The 15762-nt window shown below is 72.1% G+C and carries 14 protein-coding genes; 9 read left to right on the top strand and 5 right to left on the bottom strand.

Annotation, left to right across the window (positions count from 1 at the left end; all coding sequences use genetic code 11):
* The first annotated feature begins 88 nt into the window (after positions 1–88).
* From ACIP4Z_RS12205 to ACIP4Z_RS12170, 8 genes are all read left to right on the top strand, one after another.
* On the top strand, positions 89–1828 hold the full coding sequence (locus ACIP4Z_RS12205) for a fatty acyl-AMP ligase (protein WP_401306982.1): 1740 nt from the start codon (positions 89–91) through the stop codon (positions 1826–1828).
* Positions 1829–1831: 3 nt separating this feature from the next.
* Positions 1832–3757 carry an acyl-CoA dehydrogenase family protein gene (locus ACIP4Z_RS12200; protein ID WP_401306979.1) on the top strand — a complete coding sequence of 642 codons (1926 nt, stop codon included), beginning with the start codon at positions 1832–1834 and terminating at the stop codon, positions 3755–3757.
* Entirely contained in the window at positions 3754–5481 is a 1728-nt protein-coding gene (locus ACIP4Z_RS12195) for an acyl-CoA dehydrogenase (protein ID WP_401306976.1), read from the top strand. Before ACIP4Z_RS12200 ends, ACIP4Z_RS12195 begins: the two co-directional genes overlap by 4 nt.
* 51 nt (positions 5482–5532) lie before the next feature.
* Positions 5533–5847, top strand: coding sequence for an acyl carrier protein (locus tag ACIP4Z_RS12190; protein WP_188280097.1), 315 nt, complete (start codon positions 5533–5535; stop codon positions 5845–5847).
* A 179-nt stretch (positions 5848–6026) separates the two neighbouring features.
* Positions 6027–6386, top strand: coding sequence for a DoxX family protein (locus tag ACIP4Z_RS12185; protein WP_188280096.1), 360 nt, complete (start codon positions 6027–6029; stop codon positions 6384–6386).
* Positions 6387–6397: 11 nt separating this feature from the next.
* On the top strand, positions 6398–8005 hold the full coding sequence (locus ACIP4Z_RS12180; RefSeq protein ID WP_401306973.1) for an AMP-binding protein: 1608 nt from the start codon (positions 6398–6400) through the stop codon (positions 8003–8005).
* Positions 8002–8868, top strand: a complete 867-nt coding sequence (locus ACIP4Z_RS12175) for a hypothetical protein (RefSeq protein WP_401306970.1) — start codon at positions 8002–8004, stop codon at positions 8866–8868. Before ACIP4Z_RS12180 ends, ACIP4Z_RS12175 begins: the two co-directional genes overlap by 4 nt.
* On the top strand, positions 8865–9446 hold the full coding sequence (locus tag ACIP4Z_RS12170) for a hypothetical protein (protein ID WP_391046469.1): 582 nt from the start codon (positions 8865–8867) through the stop codon (positions 9444–9446). The genes ACIP4Z_RS12175 and ACIP4Z_RS12170 overlap by 4 nt, the downstream gene beginning before the upstream one ends.
* Before the next feature lie 34 nt (positions 9447–9480).
* Here the strand turns inward: ACIP4Z_RS12170 and ACIP4Z_RS12165 are convergent, their stop codons facing one another.
* On the bottom strand, positions 9481–10050 hold the full coding sequence (locus tag ACIP4Z_RS12165; RefSeq protein ID WP_391046467.1) for a dihydrofolate reductase family protein: 570 nt from the start codon (positions 10048–10050) through the stop codon (positions 9481–9483).
* A gap of 122 nt (positions 10051–10172) precedes the next feature.
* Between ACIP4Z_RS12165 and ACIP4Z_RS12160 the strand changes: the two genes are divergently transcribed.
* Positions 10173–10979: a M15 family metallopeptidase gene (locus ACIP4Z_RS12160; RefSeq protein ID WP_401306966.1), complete on the top strand. Its 807-nt coding sequence runs from the start codon at positions 10173–10175 to the stop codon at positions 10977–10979.
* Positions 10980–11056: 77 nt separating this feature from the next.
* Here the strand turns inward: ACIP4Z_RS12160 and ACIP4Z_RS12155 are convergent, their stop codons facing one another.
* The 4 genes from ACIP4Z_RS12155 to ACIP4Z_RS12140 form a co-directional block, all read right to left on the bottom strand.
* Positions 11057–12649, bottom strand: coding sequence for a DHA2 family efflux MFS transporter permease subunit (locus ACIP4Z_RS12155; protein ID WP_391160909.1), 1593 nt, complete (start codon positions 12647–12649; stop codon positions 11057–11059).
* 10 nt (positions 12650–12659) lie between these two features.
* Entirely contained in the window at positions 12660–13211 is a 552-nt protein-coding gene (locus tag ACIP4Z_RS12150) for a transcriptional regulator (RefSeq protein ID WP_355332707.1), read from the bottom strand.
* Between the two features lie 59 nt (positions 13212–13270).
* Positions 13271–14734 (bottom strand): FAD-dependent oxidoreductase, encoded by a 1464-nt coding sequence (locus tag ACIP4Z_RS12145; protein ID WP_355332709.1) that lies wholly within the window; start codon positions 14732–14734, stop codon positions 13271–13273.
* A gap of 187 nt (positions 14735–14921) precedes the next feature.
* Positions 14922–15695 (bottom strand): alpha/beta fold hydrolase, encoded by a 774-nt coding sequence (locus ACIP4Z_RS12140; protein WP_355332712.1) that lies wholly within the window; start codon positions 15693–15695, stop codon positions 14922–14924.
* Positions 15696–15762 lie beyond the last annotated feature (67 nt).

The raw sequence follows: 15762 nt of genomic DNA, 5'->3' as shown, positions 1-15762 counted from the left end.
TATTGGTCGCTGCCGGCTGGAGGTTCAGCCGTGGGCGAGATTGAGATCGGGGGCGATCTTGCGAAGGCCGAATCATTTCACCGAGCTTGTGCTGCGTCATGCCGCTGAACTGCCGGACAAGGACGCGTACTTCTTCCTGCCCGGCAGCACGCCGGGCACCGAGGCGCAGCGGCTGACCTACGCGGCGCTGGACGCCGAGGCCAAGCGGATCGCCTCCTGGTTACAGGAACACGGCGCCGTCGCAGGACAAGTGCTCCTGCTCTACCCCTCGGGCCTGGACTTCGTCGCGGCCTTCGTCGGCTGCCTCTACGCGGGTTCGGTCGCGGTGCCGGCGCCGCTTCCCGGCGACCAGGGCAACCAGGCCGCCCGGCTCACCGGCATTGTGCGCGACGCCGAGGTCCGCGCGGTGCTCACCGACTCCGCCAACGAACCCGCCGTCAGCGCCTGGCTGCGCGAGTCGGGCGTGACCGGCGTCGCCGTCCTGGCCAGTGACGACCCCGCCCAGGGCGACGCGCGGGCGTGGACCAGTCCTCAACTCACCGCTGATTCGCTGGCGTTCCTCCAGTACACCTCCGGCTCCACCAGCGAGCCCAAGGGTGTGATGGTCTCCCACGGGAACCTGATGGCCAATCAACTCGCCATCCAGCACGTCCTCGGCACCCACCAGGACAGCCGCATGGGGTGCTGGCTGCCCGCGTACCACGACATGGGCCTGATCGGGCACATACTCCACTCGCTGTACGTCGGCGGCTCGACAGCGCTGATGTCCCCGGTCTCCTTCCTCATGCGGCCGGTGCGCTGGTTGCAGATGATCAGCGAGTACGGCGTCGCCGTGAGCGGCAGCCCCAACTTCGGCTACGACCTGTGCCTGCGCCGGGTCACCGACGAGCAGTTGGCCACCTTGGACCTGAGCAAGTGGCAGCACGCCTCCAACGGGGCCGAGCCGATCAGGGCGGAGACGGTGCGCGCGTTCACCGAGCGCTTCGCGCCCGCGGGCTTCCGGCCCGAGTCCGTCAGCCCCTGCTACGGCATGGCCGAGACCACACTGCTGATCTCCGGCGTGCGGGCGGACCAGAACCCCGTCTTCCGTACCGTGGACGCGGCGGCCCTGGAGCAGGGGCGGCTGCGCGACGCACCGCGGGGCGGCGGCACCCGCGACCTGGTCGGCAGCGGCGTGGTCGACCCGGCCGACTTCAGTGTGAAGATCGTCGATCCGGACGAGCGCTGCGAGCAGCCCGAGGGCGGCGTCGGCGAGATCTGGGTCAAGGGCGCCAGCGTCTCGTCGGGGTACTGGAAGCGTCCCGACACCAACGCCGAGATCTTCGACGCCGCGATCGTGTCGGCGGCGGGCTCGGACCCGGGCTGGCTGCGCACCGGCGACCTCGGCGTCCTGGACGCGGGGCAGCTCTACGTGACCGGCCGCCTGAAGGAAATGATCCTGATCAACGGGCGGAACATCTACCCGCACGACGTCGAGCGCGAGGTGCAGTCCCTGCACCCGGCCTTCCGCGGCGGCGCCGGGGCGGCGTTCTCGGTGGACGACGGCGAGGAACACCTCGTGCTGGTGCAGGAGTTCCGCCGCGGCGCCGCGCAGGACCCGGCGGAGCTGTGCGCCGAGGTACGCGCCCACGTCCGCCGCGAATTCCAGGCCAGTTGCAGTGTGCTCCTGGTCCGCCCGGCCACGGTGCGCAAGACCACCAGCGGCAAGATCCAGCGCACTTTGATGCGGTCGCTGCTGCTGGAGGACCGGCTGGGCGCGGTCCACCAGGATCTCGACAAACAGGTGGCCAACCTCGTGGCCGGGCCACTGGTCACCTCGGCGGGCTGAGCCGTGGACCACACACCTCACCGCCTCGCCGAGCGGCTGGAATGGGATCTCGGCGATCCGAGGGAGCCGGGCACGCTCTTCAGCCATGCCCGCAGCCTGGAGCTGGACGAGCGCGAGGAGTTCCCCGCCGCGCTCTGCGACCTGCTGGACGGGCTCGGCCTGCACGAGTTCTACGTCCCCGCCGCCCACGGCGGCCGGCTGACGGACTACGAGCAGTTGGTGCAGCTCATGCGCACGGTGGCGCGCCGCGACCTGACGGTGGCGATCGCGCACGGCAAGACGTATCTGGGCGCGGTGTGCGTCTGGGTGAACGGCTCGGCGGAGCAGTCCCGTCGGCTCGGTGCGGCCATCGCCTCCCGGCTGCCGGTCGCTCTCGCGCTGACCGAGCGCGCCCACGGCAGTGACCTGCTGGCGGGCGAGGTCGTCGCGGAGCCGTCCACCGGGGCACCGGCCGCCGTTACCGCGCCCACCGGGACCGCATCCACCGGGACACCGGCCGCCTGTACCGCGCCCACCGGTTCGCCCACCGGGACGCCGGCCGCGGGCTACCTGCTCAGCGGCGAGAAGTGGCTGATCAACAACGCCACGCGCGGCGCCCTGCTGTCCGTGCTCTGCCGTACCGATCCGGCGGGCGGCCCCCGTGGCTACTCCGTCCTGCTGGTGGACAAGCGCGACATGCCCGCCGACGCCTACCGGCACCTGGACAAGGTGCGTACGCACGGAATCCGCGGCGCGGACATCTCCGGGATCGCCTTCGACCGGGCCCGGGTCCCCGCCGACTCCGTGGTCGGCGAGGTGGGGGGCGGCCTGGAGACGGTGCTCAAGGCGCTTCAGTTGACGCGCACCATGTGCGCGGCGCTCTCCCTGGGCGCCGCCGACCACGCGCTCACGCTCGGTCTCGACTTCGCCGCCGAACGCGGCCTGTACGGCCGGTCGTTAATCGAACTGCCGCAGGCGCGCAGGACCCTGGCGGAGAGCGCCGCCGACGTGCTGGCCGACGAGGCGCTGACGCTGGTCGTGGCCCGCGCGGTGCAGACCCTCCCGGCGGAGCTCTCGGTCGTCTCGGCGGTCACCAAGTACCTGGTGCCGACCCGTACCGAGGCGGTCGTCACCGCGCTGACCCGGCTGCTCGGCGCCCGCGCCTTCCTCAAGGACGTCTACGCGGGCGGCCGGTTCCAGAAGGTGGACAGGGACCACCGGATCGTCGGCCTCTTCGACGGCAACACCCTGGTCAACCTGAACTCGCTGATCAGTCAGTTCCGTTTGCTGGTGCGGGCCCACGAGCGCGGTACCGGGGACGCGCCGGGAGCGGTCACCGCTTTCCGCCTGTCCGCGCCGCTGCCCGCCGTCGCCGTCGACCGGCTCTCGCTGATCGCCCGCCACGGCAGCGGTGTCCTGGCCGCGCTGCCCGACTGCGTCGAGGAGTTGCGCGGCCTCGCCGCGCGCGATCGCGCGGTCGAGCCCGCCCTGCGCGCCGCGCGGCGGCTGCTGACCGTCGTGGACGAGGTGCACGCGGAGATGGCCGGGTTCCAGGACGCGCGGGCCGAGACGCCGCCGGCGGCCTTCGAGGCCGCCCGCCGCTTCGCGCTGTGCTTCGCCGCGGCGGCCTGCGTCGGCCTGTGGACGCACAGCCACGTCGAGGCGGAGACGGGCGCGACGGCGCCCCTGTGGCGGGACGCCCTGTGGCTGCGGGCCGCCCTCGCCCGGCTGCTCACCGCGCTCGGCGTGCCCGACGCGGCGGACCCCGAGGCGCTGGACGACGTGCTCGACGCGGCGGGCGCCCTGCACGCGCGGGGACGGCTGGTCTCGCTGCTGCCGCTGTCGCTGCGCCCGGACGGCCCCGCGCGGGAGGCCGACCGGACCGCCGCGACCGGCCACGCGCCGACACCGGCACCCCCTTCGGCGGCGGCAGTGGGGAGCGCGACATGATGGACGGTCAGGAAGCGCGCGTGGCGGCCCGGGTCGCCGAACTCAACGCCGCCTTCGGCGATCCCGCCGACCCGGCCAACCCGGTCGGCAACGCGCGGCTGTTGGAGGCCGACGAGGCCGGTGAGCTGTCGGCGGACGGCGAGAAGCTGCTGGACGCATTCGGCCTCAACGCCGAGTTCGTGCCCACGGCGCTCGGCGGCCGGCTGGAGCGGATCGACTCGCTGGCACGGGTCCTGCGCGAGGTGTTCCGGCGGGACGTGGCGCTCGGACTCGGCTACGGCGTCACGTCGTTCATGGCCGCGGTCAACGTGTGGACCGAGGGCGACGCACGGCAGCGGGCCCGGCTGGCGGAGATCCTGCTGGGCGGCGGCCGGGTCTCCGTGGCGTACCACGAACTCGCGCACGGCAACGACTTCCTGCGCAACGAGTTCGAGGCGCGGGTGCGGCCCGACGGCTCGTTCGTCCTGCACGGCGCCAAGCAGGTCATCAACAACGCCGAACGGGCCCAGGCATGGCTGCTGTTCAGCCGCACCGACCCGGCGCGGGGGCCGCGCAGCCACTCGGTGCTGATGGTCGAGCGCGCCGAGGTGGCGCCCGAGCGGCTGACCGTACTGCCCCGCTACGGCACCGTCGGCGTACGCGGCTGCCTGCTGTCCGGCCTGGACTTCGACCGGGCACCGGTCCCGGAGCACGCGCTCGTCGGGCAGTTGGGGCACGGCGCCGACGTGGCCCTGCGCTCCTTCCAGCTCACCCGCGGCGCGCTGCCGGGAATGGCGCTGGGCGCGGCGGACACGGCGCTGCGCACGGTGGTGTCCTTCGCGCGGGAACGGCACCTCTACAAGCGGACGGTGGCCGAGATACCGCAGGCGCGGGCCACGCTCGGCGGCGCGTTCCTGGACCTGCTCATCAGCGACTGCCTCTGCCTGGTCGGAACCCGCGCCGTGCACCTGCTGCCGGACGAGGCGAGCGTCTACGCCTCGGCGGTGAAGTATCTGGTGCCGACACTGCTGGGCGAGGCCGTCCACGGTCTCTCGGTCGTGCTGGGCGCCCGGTTCTACCTGCGCGACGGGGAGTTCGGCGTCTTCCAGAAGCACCTGAGGGACCTGCCGGTGCTCAGCCTGGGCCACGCGGGCGCGGCGGCGTGCCAGGCGACGATCATCCCGCAGTTGCCGCGGCTGGCCCGGCGTTCCTGGTTCAGGACGGAACCTGCCCCCGACGCCCTGTTCGACCCGCGCGCCGATCTGCCGGGGATTCCGTTCGACCGGCTCGCCCTGACCGGCGACCGGGACGGCCTGAGCGCGTCGCTGGTCGCGGCCGCGGACACGGCGCCGGACGGCACCCCGCACGAGGCGGCCGTGCGCGCGCTGGCGCTGCACCTCACCGACGAACTGCGCCTGATCCAGGCGGAGAGCCTCGCGCTCGCGCCGCTGGACCGTACGGCGCTGGCCTCGCCCGCGAGTTTCGCGCTGTCGGACCGCTACGCGGTGGTGCTGGCGGGTGCCGCGGTGCTCGGCGTGTGGCGCGGGGCACGGGCGCGGGGCGGGGATTCCTTCCTCGCCGACCCGGCGTGGGCCGCCGCGGCCCTGGACCGCCTCGTCCGGCGACTGGGCCGCCGTCCCGCCGGGCTGCCCCCCGACTGCGCCGGGCGGGTGTGGGAGGAGTTGCTGCGCCGCCACACCGAGCGCCGCGGTTTCGATCTATACGACACCGCCCTGGCCGGTTGACGGCGCCCGCCGCCCCGTACCAAGAACCCCTACTCGGATCTGGAGGAACCCGTGACCGACACGACTACCGGCAGTTCGGCGCCCCGCCCCGACAGCACACCGCGGCCGCACACGGCCGAGTCGCTGGCCGGGTGGCTGGTCGGCCACGTCGCCGCCTACACCCGGCTGTCCGCCGACGAGATCGATCCGACGGCGCCGCTGACCGACTACGGCCTCGACTCCGTGGCGGCGCTCAGCCTCTGCGGTGACATCGAGGACGAGTTCGACCTGGTCGTCGAGCCCACGGTGGCGTGGGACCACAGGACCGTGGACGCGCTCGTGGCGTACCTGCTCGACGCGCTCGGGCCGCGGTCGGAACCGGCCTGACGGAACACACCGGCCGCCGCCCACGCGAACCCGGCGGTCGACCTTCCGCCCCGCCCCGGCGGCCGTCCGCCCGCACCAGCCGTCATCCGCTCGAACCCCCGCCTTCCGACCGCCGGACGCTCCGGCCCGGAGGGTCCCCCCTCCCCCGCAGATGCCGACCGAACCAAAGGAAAACGAGAATGCACCTCAGCCCCAGCCCGTCGTGGCCGCAGATCGTGCTCGCGGTACTGCTGGCCTCCGATGTCCTGATGTCGCTGCGCCCGCCGAAGTTCATCCAGGTCTGCCTCGACGGAGTCAACCTGCCGCGGGACTGGTGGTGGGTGCTGATCGTCGTCAAGACCCTCGCCATCGTGGGCCTGTTGGTGGGCATCAAGCACGACGGCATCGGCTTCGCCGCGAACGTCGGCGTGATCGTCTACTTCCTGTGCGCGTCGTTCGCGCACATCCGGGCGCGCTTCCTGAAGCAGGAGTTCTGGGTCAACTGCCTCGGGTTCCTGGCCATCGCCGTCGCCGCCTTCATCGTCTCGTTCGCGGTCTGAGGAGGCGTCGGATGAAGAAGCCGCCGAAGAACCTGGGGCTGCTGTTCGACTGGCACGTCGAGCAGTCCCGCACCACCGAGCTGATCCTGGACCGGCCGTTCGACATCGCCCCCGACGGCGGCGCGGACTACGACGCCGCCGCGCTGGCCGAACTGGTGCGGGAGGCGTCGGCCTGGCTGTACGAGGCGGGCGCGCGCAAGGGCGACCGGATCGCCGTCGTCAAGCGCAATCACTTCGACATGATCCTGCTGGCCGCCGCGGCCGCGCGGATCGGCGCCACCGCGGCGACGATCTCGGGGGCCAACTACCCCGAGCACCTGGCGGTGATGCTCAAGCGGCTCGACCCCTCGGTCACCGTGATCTCCTCGTACGTACTGGAGGCGGCCGACCGCGTCGGGGTGGACCTGCGGTCGTTCGGCACCACCGTGCTGATCGACGGCGCCGACGCGGGAGCCGGTCTGCTCACGATCGACGGGCTGCGGGGCAGCGCCGTCCCGGCCCTCGATCTACGGGCCGACAGCGAGCCGATGATGATCACGCACACCTCGGGCACCACGAACACGCCGAAGCTCGTCGCGCACACCGCGGACTCCTGCCGGGCCGGCACCCGCCTGGAGCTGCTGCCGATGCCGCTCGCCGTCAACGGCCAGAAGGACATCGCGCTCAGCTCCATATCGTTCGCGCACTCGCGCGCCTACGCCTGGGCCATGGCGCAGCTCCGGTGGGCGCCGAAGGCGCTGGTCATCGCCAGCAGCCACGAGGCCGACGACGTCGAGCGGGTGCTCGACCGGGCCCGGCCGACGACGATCGAGGCCACCCCGAACGTCTTCCAGCGCTGGGTGCCGCTGGTACGGCGCAGGCCGGAGCTGTTCGCGCGGGTCCGCTACTACATGAACACCTTCGACCTGATGCACCCCTCCATCGCCCGGCCGTTCGTGAACGCCTCCGAGCGCCGGTTCGTGCTGTGGGGGCACAGTTGGGGCCAGAGCGAGGTCGGCCCGATGGCCGGCTTCGGCTACACCCGCGGTCAGATCAACCGCCGTGCGGCCTCCGGCGGGAACATGAACATGATGGGCAACCCCTGGCCGGGACTGGTGAGCGTCAAGGCCGCGGACCCCGAGACCGGCGAGCCGGTCAAGCGCGGCGAGGTCGGCGTGCTGTTCGCGAAGGCCAAGTCGATCTGCGTCGACTACGTCGGCGAGTCCGACCGTTACGCGGAGAAGTGGAAGGGCGCCTGGTGGAACACCGGTGACGTCGGCCACCGGGACGCCCTCGGCCGGATCCACTTCGTGGACCGCGCGGTGGACGCCATTCCGGGCGGGAGCGCCACGGAGCTGGAGAGCGAGCTGCTGGACCGGATCGACAACGCCGTCGAGGTGATCGTCCTGACCCGCGGCGACCAGAGTCCCGTCCCCGTCGTCAGCCTCGACGGACCGGACCTCACCGCCGAGGAGTGGGCCGAGGTGACGCGCGGTCTGGCACCGCTCGCGGCCCCGGTGTTCATCCCCTGGGACCGCCTTCCGCGGACGTCCACGTGGAAGGTGCGCCGCAAGGAACTGCGCTCGATGGTGTTCGAGGAAAGCGCCGACGACACCGTATTGGAGGAGCGATTCACGTGACAGCGACGCGCGATCCGTACGGCACCGCCCTGGAGTCGGTGCTGCGGACCGTCCCGTACAACAGCGGGACGGAATACCTGCACTGGTACCACAAGAGCGCGCCCGATCCGCGGCACGGGCTGGCGTGCATCTACCAGACGCTCTACGTGGCGGAGCGCGCGACGGCGCTCGGCGCGCCCGAGGCGAAGATCCTCCAGGATCTCCGGCACATAGCGGCGGTCTTCGAGACCGGCGGCGACGTCGTGGTGCTCGACCCGTACCTCCTGCACCTGACGCCGATCCGGTTCCCCGCGCGGGAGGTCGCGGCCGGGCACTCGTCGGTCGAGGTCGACGCCGCGCCGGTCAGGCTGAACGCCCGGGGCGGGCGGCACCCCGGCCGGCTCGCGGCGGTGTACCGGTCCTCCGACCACGGCTACCGGATTCGGCTGAGCTACTCCAAGTACAGCGTGGAGAAGGACACGTACATCCTGAGCAGGCACTTCACGCTGCGCTCGGAGAACGAGTTCGTGTACGCCGACTTCTCGTCCGACATGCTGGGGCTGCTCACCCACCCCGAGCAGAACAGCGTGTCGATCCGGGCGCTGGTGGCCGGGGCGGAGGTGACCGCCGAGGCGATCATCCCGCTCAAGGGCTTCGCCGACCGCGAGTTCTCGGCCGCCGACATCTGGCTGCGGTCCGGCCAGGGCGTGGCGTCCCGCAACGGCGACGGCGCGCACGCCTCGGCGGTCTGGGCGGACCTGGAGCGCAGTACGGGCCTGGGGCGCGCGGACATCGAGGAGCATCTGGTGTCGGCCGCGCAGGTGTATCAGAAGATCGCCGATCACCGGACGGACCTGCCGGGCTACTCCTTGCAGGACGCATGACGAATCGGGAGCGCATGGAGCTTCGGCGCGTTTTCATCGCCGGCACGATCCAGGGGGCCAACGCCGATCTGCGGATCGACGACCAGGGCTATCGCGAGCAGATCGCGGCCCTGGTGCGGGCGCGTTTCCCCGAGGCGGAGTGCTTCGACCCGAGCACCGGGGTCACCCGTCAGCTCGCCGACCCGACGACGATGTCGGTGATCGGCAAGCTGATCGGCGACGTTCCCCCGGTGCTCGACCTCGGGTCACTGCCCGCGGAACTGGCCGCGCTGCGGGCCACGTTCAACGAGATGACCCGGGAGGCGGCCGACTGCGACCTGTGCATCGCCTTCCTGCCGGGCCGCACGCTCAGCATGGGCACCGCCATGGAGATGCAGGCCGCGTTCTCGGCCGGTGTGCCGGTCGTGGCGGTGACCTCGCTGGTCGACAACCTCGCGGTGATGTCGGTGTCGTCGTGGGTCGCGCGTGACCTGGACGCGCTCGCGGGACTCCTGGACGGACTGCGGGAGATGAGCGTGCCGCTACCGGAGCGGGGTCACGGTGCGGACCGCGCCCTCGCCGGGGACGCCGCTCGCTGAGCCGCGCGGTGCGCTCCCGCACGCGGGACGCGGCTCACGCCCGGCGCGCCACGCGGTAGCGCAGGTAGAGCACGCTGGAGCTGAACGCGCGGGTCTCGACGAGGTCGAGGTCCACCCGGTGCTCGTCCCGGGGGAAGAACGGGACGCCGCCGCCGACGAGTACCGGGTAGACGCGTGCCCGGTACTCGTCGATCAGGCCCGCGGCGGCGGCCTGGGCGGCGAGCGTCGCGCCGCCGATCGCGATGTCGCCGTCCCCCGGCTCGGCCCGCAGCCGCTCGATCTCCCCCGCCAGGTCGCCGGAGGCCAGCCGGGCGCGACCCTCCACCTCCGACAGCGTGGTGGAGAACACCACCTTGGGCAGCGGCTTCCAGAGCGCGGCCCATTCGAGTTGGGCGGCGTCCATCGGCGGATCGTGGTCGGCGGTCTCCCAGTACAGCATCGTCTCGTACAACCGCCGCCCCAGCAGATGGACGTCGATCTGCCGGATCTCGTCGATCCAGGAGCGAAAGACGTCCGGGTCCGGCTCCGTCCAGTTGAAGTCGCCGTCCGGCCCGACGATGTAACCGTCGAGTGAGACGTTCATCGAATAGGTCACCTTGCGCATGAGAAGTCCTCCTCCGTGACGAATGCGAAAGTCACGACCCGATATCTCGACATACCCCACGCAATTGCCGAAGAATCTCGCATCGTTGATCGGCTCGTATCCAGGCTGGTATACCTGCACGCATGTCACGCACAGCGCATTCCATGACGCCGCGCGCGCTTTTCCTCGCGCTGGTCAGCTTAGCGTCGACCCTGGCCCTCTCCGCCCCCGCGGCGGTCGCGGACGACGTGAAGGCACCGCCCGGATTCGTCGCCCTCGGTTCGGTCGACCGCTCGATCATCCAGGAAATGCGTTACGCCACTGCGCACGACTTCGTCGGAGCGCCGGTGGACGGTTACGTCCAGCCGATGTGCCTCCTCACCCGCCCGGCGGCACTGGCACTCCACAAGGTGCAGCGCGCACTGCTGAAGACCGGGTATTCGCTGAAGGTCTACGACTGCTACCGCCCCCAGCGCGCCGTCGACCACTTCGTCCGGTGGGCGGAGGATCTGAACGACCAGAAGATGAAAGGCGAGTTCTACCCGGACGAGAACAAGGCCGATCTGTTCACCGACGGCTACATCGCGGCGAAGTCCGGCCACAGCCGGGGCAGCACGATGGACCTCACCATCGTCAGACTTCCGGCCGCCAAGACCCGCGCCTACGTCCCCGGCGAGCCGCTGACCCCGTGCTACGGCGCCCGCGCCGACCGCTTCCCCGACAACTCGATCGACATGGGGACCGGCTTCGACTGCTTCGACACCCTCGCGAACACCCTGGACCCGCGGATCACCGGCGTCCAACTGGCCAACCGGCTGACCCTCAAGAACGCGATGGAAGCCGCCGGTTTCACCAACCTGCCGGTCGAGTGGTGGCACTACACCCTCGACCACGAGCCCTACCCGGACACCTACTTCGACTTCCCCGTCGCGCGGTCGTCGCTGAACTGACCCCGGAGCCGGGGCCCGGCCGCCGCCCCTTGAGGGCTCGGCGGCGGGCCGTTCCGGCGGGCGTCAGTCGTCGGGCGTCAGGCGAGGGAGCCGGAGGCGCGGCCGGGCGGCGGGCCGCCCGGGTCTCCGCCCTCGGAGGCGGCGGACGCCGCCGTGTCGTCGCTGTCCTGCGGCAGGGCGGCGCGCTTGGGCAGGAACACCAGGGCCAGGACGGCCGCGACGACGACGATGACGCCGCAGGCCAGCAGCACGGTGTGCATCGCGACGACGAACGCGTCGCGGACGGCGTCGAGAACGGCCTGGCTCTTGAGCTTGGCCGCCACGGCGACGCCCGCCGCGGGGCTGCGACCGGCGGCGTCCTGGATCTGCTGGGGCGACTTCCCGAGGTCCAGGTGGCCGCGGTACGTGGAGTTGGCCGCGGAGCCGAGCACGGCCACACCGATCGCACCGCCGACCTGCCGTACCGCCTGGGTGAACGCCGACCCGACGCCGCTGCGTTCCTTGGACAGCGAGTTGAGGGCCGCCGCCATCGTCCGGGTCAGGGACATGCCGAGTCCGGCGCCGATGATCGTGAGCCAGATGGCGATGAACCCGTAGCCCGAGGTAGTCGAGGTGGCCATGCCGATGAACAGGCCGACGCCCATCAGCACGAAGCCGAGCGCCGGTACGGCGCGCGGACCGAGCTGCGCGGGGAGCTTGTTGACGACGCTGGCGCCGACCAGCAGGCCGCCGATCAGCGGCAGCAGCCGCAGGCCGGTGCCGAGCGCGTCGGTCCCGAGCACCGCCTGGTAGTACTGCGGGAGGGCGAAGATCAGGCCGAACATCGCGAAGCTGACGACGGTGGCGAGGACCGAGCCCCACACGAAGCCGCGGCTGCGGAACAGTTCGAGGTCCACCAGCGGGCTGCCGCCCGCGGCGGTGACCCGGCGCTCCCAGAAGGTGAACAGCACCAGGGCCAGCGCGCCGCCGACGATCGCCAGCACCACCACGGTGTCGCCCCAGCCGCGTACACCGGCCTCGATCGTGCCGTACGTGATCGCGGTCAGGCCGAGGCTGGAGATGAGGACGCCGACGTAGTCGATGCCGATGCCCGCGCTGCCGCGGGACTCGGGGACCAGCTTCGCGACCGCGAAGCTGCCGAGCGCCACGAGCGGCACGTTGACCAGGAAGACCGAGCCCCACCAGAAGTGGTTGAGCAGCGCGCCGCCGACGATCGGGCCGAGCGGCAGGCCGAGCATGGTGGAGATCGCCACGACCGTGATGGCCTTGGTGCGCTCCTCCTCGCTCTCGAAGATGTTGAGCAGCACCGATGTGCTCAGCGGCACGAGGAAGGCGCCCGCCAGGCCCAACAGCGCGCGGGAGGCGATCAGTTCGGTCGCCGTGTTGGAGTAGGCGCAGGCGAGCGAGGCCACGCCGAACAGGATCAGCGAGGCGAGCAGGAATTTCTTGCGGCCGTATTTGTCGCCCATCAGGCCCGCGGGCAGCAGGACCGCGGCCAGGACCAGCGTGAAACTGTCGACGATCCACTGGAGTTGGCTGGTCGAGGCGCCGAGGTCACCGCTGATCGTGGGGACGGCGACGTTGAGGATGGTCGAGTCGACGCCGACGGCCAGCAGGCTTAACCCGATCGCCCCGAGTGCCCACCATTTCCTGGTCTCCGTGCTGCTCATTCCGCCGCTCCTAGGTCTCGGGGAGATCGGCCGGGCCGTCGGTGTTCACCGCGTCCCAGCGCTTCCACATGGGGTCGGCCTCGGAGTCGAGCCAGGCGAACAGCCGGTGGGCCGCCCGCACGCGCCCGGCCCGTTCCGAGTCCTCCGGGAACAGCGCCAGCCCCTCGCCGGTGATGTCCACGAAGGACGTCAGACTCTCCAGCCGTCGTTTGAGCACGCCCGACCACGCGTCCTCGGTGATCTGGTAGTAGGTCGAGCGCTGACCGGCCCGGGTGACGGCCTGCACCATCCGCGCCTCGGTCAGCAGTTTCAGCGTGGTGGTCAGGGACGCCCGGCTGGCCTGGACCGCCTGCGCGATCTGCGCGGGGGTCTGGGCCGGCGGCTCGCTGACCATGAGCCAGGCCACCGTCCGCCCCATGATCGGCGGCCACCCGGCCTGGCTCATGAACCAGGACGTGACGCGCTCCATCCACGCCTCGACGTCCGGACCCGGCCTCGACTCCCCGCCCTGGCCGAGGGGTTGGGGTGTGGGGTCAGGACCCGGACCGGTCATGTCTGCCATCGTACGGAACCTTCTCGTTGTTGCTGTACCCGCTACTCGTTTCAGTCATCAATGTAACGTCAAGATACGGCTTCCGCACGGTCGTCGGCGGTCACGGCGCGCCACTCGGCGGCGGTCAGGGTGGGTTCCGCGGGCGCGACCGTGCCGACGACGGCGGCGAGCGCGGCCTGGACGTCCGGTGCGCCGAGCGCGTCGGCCTCGCCCGACAGCGTGTTGACCAGCAGCGCGGCGGAGCAGACGACGGGGTCGAGCAGCGCCGCCTCGCCGATCGTGTCGGCCTGGCGGCGGCGTTCGGCGGCGTAGCGGGTCAGCCGCGGGTCCTCGGACCTGGTCTGCACGTCGGGGTAGCAGACGTCCTGCGACGTGGCGAGGATCCAGGGCGTGTCGACGACCGCGCCGACCGCGCGCTGCACGGCCTGCGCCGCGCCGGGGACCAGGCCGCCGCACTCGGACAGCGTCCGGTCGAGGGCGGCGGCGGCCAGCGCGGCGCTGCTCATGCCGTGTCCGTAGACCGGATTGAAGGCGGCGACGGCGTCGCCGACGACCGCGAGCCCGTCGGGCCAGCGCACCAGGCGCTCGTAGAAGAGCCGGCGGTTGGCCGTCGAGCGGGATGCCTGCACGGGGGTCAACGGCTCTGCGTGGCGCAGCAGTTGCGAGATCAGCGGGTGGCGCAGGGAGTCCAGGTAGTCGCGGAACCCGTCCTCGTCGCCGGGCGGTTCTGCGCCGCGGGTCCCGGAGAGGGTGACCATCCAGCGTCCCCGCTCGATCGGCAGCAGGATGCCGTTGCGGCCCGGCACCCCGGCGCGGTGATCGGCGTAGACGCTGACCAGCGGGAAAGGACCGCGGGCGCCCTCGGGTGCGGCGAAGATCCGGGTGGCGTAGGCCATGCCCGAGTCGATGACGTCCTCCTGGACGGGCGGCAGGCCCAGCACGCCGAGCCAGCGCTTCATCGGGGAGCCGCGGCCGGTGGCGTCCACGACGATGTCCGCCTCGACGACCGACATCCCGCCGCCCGTACGCGGCTTGTAGGTGACGCCGGTGATCCGGTCGGCGTCGCCGCGCAGGCCGATGATGTCGGTGTCGGCGAGCACGGTGATCCGCTTGTCGCGCAGCGCCTGGTCCCGCACGGTCCAGTCGAGCAGCGGCCGGCTGGCCGCGATCATGAACTGCGTCTCGGGCATGCGCTGTTGCCAGCCGTAGGCGGTGAGCGAGACCAGGTCCTCGGGCAGCCGGATCCGGTGGGCGCCGTCGGCGAGCAGCCGGTCGACGGTGCCGGGCAGCAGCGATTCCATGAGCCGCGCGCCGCCGGACCACAGGACGTGCGTGTGCTTGGCCTGCGGGACTCCGCGGCGCGGGTCGGGCCCCTCGGGCAGCCGGTCCCGGTCAAGGACCGTGACGGTGTCGACGTGGCGCAGCAGCGCGACGGCCGCCAGCATTCCGGCCATGCCCGCGCCGAGCACGACGGCGCGGCCTCCGGCGACGGGTCCGGTGGGTCCCGTGGGCCCCGTGGATGTTCCGACCATGGTGTCCTCTCACGTTCCTTTCCTGATGGATGCCCTGGGGTGCGCCTCGGGGCGGGGGCCTCGGCCGGGACTCATGCCGGGGCTTCGGCCTCGGCCGGTCGTCGCGCGTACGGGCGGCGGTCGGGGCCCGTAGCCGGGCCCGGCGGCGGGTCCTGGGCGGCCCGGCGTCTCCCGGCAGACGGCCGGCTCATGACGCGGGGACCCGGCCGAGGCAGGCGGCGACGGCCGTGGCCACGGCGGGCCACTGCTCGGCCAGGTAGAAGTGGCCGCCGGGGAAGCGCCGGAAGGACGTCCCGCCCGTGGTCTCCCGGCGCCATCCCTCGGCGTCCGCACCGCGCGCCCAGGGGTCGTCCTCGCCGAGGAACACGCTGATCGGGCAGCGCAGCGGCACGCCGGGACGGTAGGCGAAGGCGTCCAGCGCGCGGTAGTCGCCGCGCAGCACCGGCAGGACCATGGCGAGGATGCCCGGGTCCGCGAGCAGCGCGCCCGCGGTGCCGCTCAACGCGGTGAGGTCGGCGACGAGTTCGGCGTCGCTGCGGCGGCCCAGGTGTGCGTTGCGGTGCACGGCGGGCGCTCCCCGCCCGGAGGCGATCAGCGCCACGGGGCGGGTCCTGCCGCCCGCCTCCAGGCGGCGGGCCACCTCCCAGCCGACGAGGGCGCCCATGCTGTGTCCGAAGAGCGCCAGCGGAGCGGTGTCGGGCAGGTGCCCGAGCGCGTCGGCGACGGCGTCGGCGAGGCGTCCGATGTCCTCGGTGCAGGGCTCGTTGCGCCGCTCCTGCCGACCGGGGTACTGGGCGGCCAGCACCTCCACGCCGGGCGGCATGTGCGCGCTCAGCGGCTTGAAGAAGGTCGCCGATCCCCCGGCGTGCGGCAGGCAGACGAGCTGCACCGCGCCGGGACCGGGCGCCGCGGGCGTGTAACGGGTGATCCACGGACCGGTCTTCAGGTCCCAGGCGGTCATGGTTTCCTCCTCAGCGCCGCCGGGCCGGTTCGGCGACGGCGGATGGAGCGGTGGGCGTACGGGGGTG

It is taken from the genome of Streptomyces sp. NPDC088910, from assembly GCF_044749865.1.
Taxonomy (GTDB): Bacteria; Actinomycetota; Actinomycetes; order Streptomycetales; family Streptomycetaceae; genus Actinacidiphila.
The sequence above is the reverse complement of the archived record's forward strand: the minus strand, read 5'-3'. Positions and strand labels throughout refer to the sequence as shown.

What these genes read in the sequence shown, in the direction of transcription:
- ACIP4Z_RS12185 (WP_188280096.1), top strand. Translation starts at nt 6,027, where the DNA reads ATGCACCTCAGCCCCAGCCCGTCGTGGCCGCAGATCGTGCTCGCGGTA.
- ACIP4Z_RS12165 (WP_391046467.1), bottom strand. Translation starts at nt 10,050, where the DNA reads ATGCGCAAGGTGACCTATTCGATGAACGTCTCACTCGACGGTTACATC.
- ACIP4Z_RS12195 (WP_401306976.1), top strand. Translation starts at nt 3,754, where the DNA reads ATGATGGACGGTCAGGAAGCGCGCGTGGCGGCCCGGGTCGCCGAACTC.
- ACIP4Z_RS12180 (WP_401306973.1), top strand. Translation starts at nt 6,398, where the DNA reads ATGAAGAAGCCGCCGAAGAACCTGGGGCTGCTGTTCGACTGGCACGTC.
- ACIP4Z_RS12160 (WP_401306966.1), top strand. Translation starts at nt 10,173, where the DNA reads ATGTCACGCACAGCGCATTCCATGACGCCGCGCGCGCTTTTCCTCGCG.
- ACIP4Z_RS12150 (WP_355332707.1), bottom strand. Translation starts at nt 13,211, where the DNA reads ATGGCAGACATGACCGGTCCGGGTCCTGACCCCACACCCCAACCCCTC.
- ACIP4Z_RS12155 (WP_391160909.1), bottom strand. Translation starts at nt 12,649, where the DNA reads ATGAGCAGCACGGAGACCAGGAAATGGTGGGCACTCGGGGCGATCGGG.
- ACIP4Z_RS12140 (WP_355332712.1), bottom strand. Translation starts at nt 15,695, where the DNA reads ATGACCGCCTGGGACCTGAAGACCGGTCCGTGGATCACCCGTTACACG.
- ACIP4Z_RS12170 (WP_391046469.1), top strand. Translation starts at nt 8,865, where the DNA reads ATGACGAATCGGGAGCGCATGGAGCTTCGGCGCGTTTTCATCGCCGGC.
- ACIP4Z_RS12145 (WP_355332709.1), bottom strand. Translation starts at nt 14,734, where the DNA reads ATGGTCGGAACATCCACGGGGCCCACGGGACCCACCGGACCCGTCGCC.